3 protein-coding genes are annotated in these 2,695 nt (G+C 40.3%); all 3 read right to left on the minus strand.

Features of this window, described 5'->3' with window-relative positions:
- Positions 1–413: 413 nt before the first annotated feature.
- Positions 414–707, minus strand: a complete 294-nt coding sequence (locus RLO81_RS05345; RefSeq protein ID WP_350108297.1) for a rhodanese-like domain-containing protein — start codon at positions 705–707, stop codon at positions 414–416.
- A complete protein-coding gene (locus RLO81_RS05350) occupies positions 704–2,563 on the minus strand; it encodes a T9SS type A sorting domain-containing protein (RefSeq protein WP_350108300.1) in 1,860 nt (619 codons plus the stop codon). The genes RLO81_RS05345 and RLO81_RS05350 overlap by 4 nt, the downstream gene beginning before the upstream one ends.
- On the minus strand, positions 2,560–2,695 hold a 136-nt coding region (locus RLO81_RS05355), incomplete at its 5' end, for a PASTA domain-containing protein (protein ID WP_502880432.1). The genes RLO81_RS05350 and RLO81_RS05355, both read right to left, overlap by 4 nt.

Below are 2,695 nucleotides of genomic sequence, written 5' to 3' on the forward strand. Positions count from 1 at the left end.
AACGAATACGAAAAGTATGGTCAACCCAACTGAGTAAGTTGCCTCCTTTGTCGGCATGACAGGCTCAAATTCAAAGTCATCCTGAGGTACAAAGGACCTTCCCAAGTTAGAACAGCGATAGCGAAGAGTATGGTCAACCTAACTTAGTAAGTTGCCTCCTATTGTCGGCATGACACGCTCAAATTCAAAGTCATCCTGAGGCACGAAGGACCTTCCTAAGTTAGAACAACGAATACGAAAAGTATGGTCAACCCAACTGAGTAAGTTGCCTCCTTTGTCGGCATGACAGGCTCAAATTCAAAGTCATCCTGAGGTACGAAGGATCTTTCTAAGTTAGTACACTGATTACCACACGTGTAGTCAACTTAACTTAGTAAGTTGCCTAATGCTGTTGGCATGGCATTAAAAGTAAATTAACCCAAATACCCCTCAATGCCACCTTCCAAACTTTTTACATTCTTGAATCCTTGTTGAGTAAGATACTTCATAGCCTGGTTGCTTCTGGAGCCGGACTTGCAATGCACGATTACTTCTTGTTCCCTGCAGTAATCAAGCTGTTCGAGAGAGTGGGGTAAGTCACCAAGAGGAATGTTATCAGCGCCAATGTTATACTCATCATACTCCCATGTTTCCCGTACATCTATGATAATTAATGCTTCGCCTTTTGTCAGTCGGGTTTTTAATTCCGTTGCACTGATAACACTCATTTTTTAATGATTTTAAACGTTTTGGTTTGGTTTGATTTTGATACATTGATCATGTAGATTCCCGCTGGGTGCTGAGATAGATCAAAAGAAATTTCGTTTTGAATAGCGGTTTGTGTAGCAATTGTCCTTCCATACATATCAAATAGTATGGCACGATCCACTTCACCCTCTAAGTGCACAATTCCAGAAGTTGGGTTAGGGTAAATCAATGTGTTCTTAAATAATTTATCATCTATACCGGTTACATCATCGGGAACAAACGTTCCGAACACAGGACGAATCATAAAACTACCTTTTAAATCTTCAGCGGGTTTCTGTTGCCACAATGTGCCAATGTTAAAAAACACCTTATCATTAGAGTTATTGTCAATATCATAACCCACACCTAAAACACCTTCATTATTTTGTCGATAGCCAATAAAAAAGGTATCAGCCACAGCTACAGGATTGCTAAATTCATAGCGAATAAACTTATTTGGCTGGGCATCTCTCAAAATAGTAAATGTCTCTCTATAAAGAATATCACCAGGAATAGTATCGACTTTATTCCAAACTATCACATCTACAGACCTGCCTGCAGGCTCGGTAATGGAAAGTGGGAAGTACATATCAATGGCTACTAATGTATCTTCAACCGTAGGTGGGATTGGAAATTGTATTGCAAGGCGGTTTCCCGAAAAATTTAATCCGGCAGTGAGTTCGGCAGAACCATCGTCATAGGCGTAATAATCTTTTAGCACATATTGATTCCTGATGGTATCATTCACACGAAAATCGATAGGAGCAAATTTTAGATCGTAATCGCCAGTAGGAGGCAACACATTATCAGTTGGATTAATAAATGTCTTCACATAAAGAAATATTGAATCCTGATCTTCCGGGATACTGACATTGTTGAAAAAACCATCAAGACTTTCCACATTTCTGTTTGGGGCTTGCACGCTCTCAGTATCTCTGAAAATGGGTGCTATATCAGTTGTATCACCCACGTTATTAAGCCAGGTTATTATCTGTGCTTCGTAAAAATTATCATACGGCTGGCGTTCATCATTAGGATTATCTACCGAAGTAACTTCGTATTCTGGTATTTGATTTTGGTTGGTGCGATAGTGCCTGGCCGGTACAGATGTAAAACCATTCAATATACTGGTAAGTGGCTTACCTATCGTTCTATCCGGATAGTTATCATCGTTCAAACTACGGCCACTATTCATATACACATAGTCGATATTCCAAACATCGAAGAAGCCCACCGGCCTGCCGAAACTTTGGAACCTAAACTGAAATTCATCATGAAAAAAATTGGCACTATCAAGCCTTATTAAACGTTGCACAAAATTTCCTGACCGATCTAACTCAGCACCCCTGGGCCAAACGGGTATCCAAACGCTGTCCGCATTGAGCATCTCAACCCTTAGGGAATCGCCTTCTTCAGGGTTTTCACCATTCCCGCCAAACTGGTAATAGAAACTGAGAAAAACCTCATCATTCACTGTGAGGGTGCTTAAATCTATAAAGCACGAGGTCAGTGCATCTGTTGGGCCAGAAATTGATCCTGAATAGCCCTGACCCAAAGCATTTACTCCATCTAAGCTGGCCACACCAATACTGGGTGGGTTTTCGCCAAGTCCGTTACCTACAAATACGCTATTACTATTATACCATAAACTGTCAGAAGGCACATTATCTGTTGCAAAAGAGAAATCATCCCAAAAAGGAAGGTTTATGGTTTCACTTTCAGTACGAGCATTCGTGTTTTTACCTCTTTTGTCTGGTTTAACTATGGGCGAATAGGTAATTTGCCCATAGAGTAATTGTGATAAGAAGATTAATATGACTACAAAGGAATACCTCATTCTTCCATTTCCTCGTTCAACTCCACATCGCTTTCCGGCACAATCCATAAGTTAACAACATCACCAATCTTTATTTGATGCCCTTCTTCCGGGTCTTGTTTGATAACAATGCTTTTTTGACCGGAAGTATCA

The sequence above is a fragment of the Fulvivirga sp. genome (assembly GCF_040220315.1).
Classification (GTDB): Bacteria; Bacteroidota; Bacteroidia; order Cytophagales; family Cyclobacteriaceae; genus Fulvivirga.

What these genes read in the sequence shown, in the direction of transcription:
- RLO81_RS05345 (WP_350108297.1), bottom strand. Translation starts at nt 707, where the DNA reads ATGAGTGTTATCAGTGCAACGGAATTAAAAACCCGACTGACAAAAGGC.
- RLO81_RS05350 (WP_350108300.1), bottom strand. Translation starts at nt 2,563, where the DNA reads ATGAGGTATTCCTTTGTAGTCATATTAATCTTCTTATCACAATTACTC.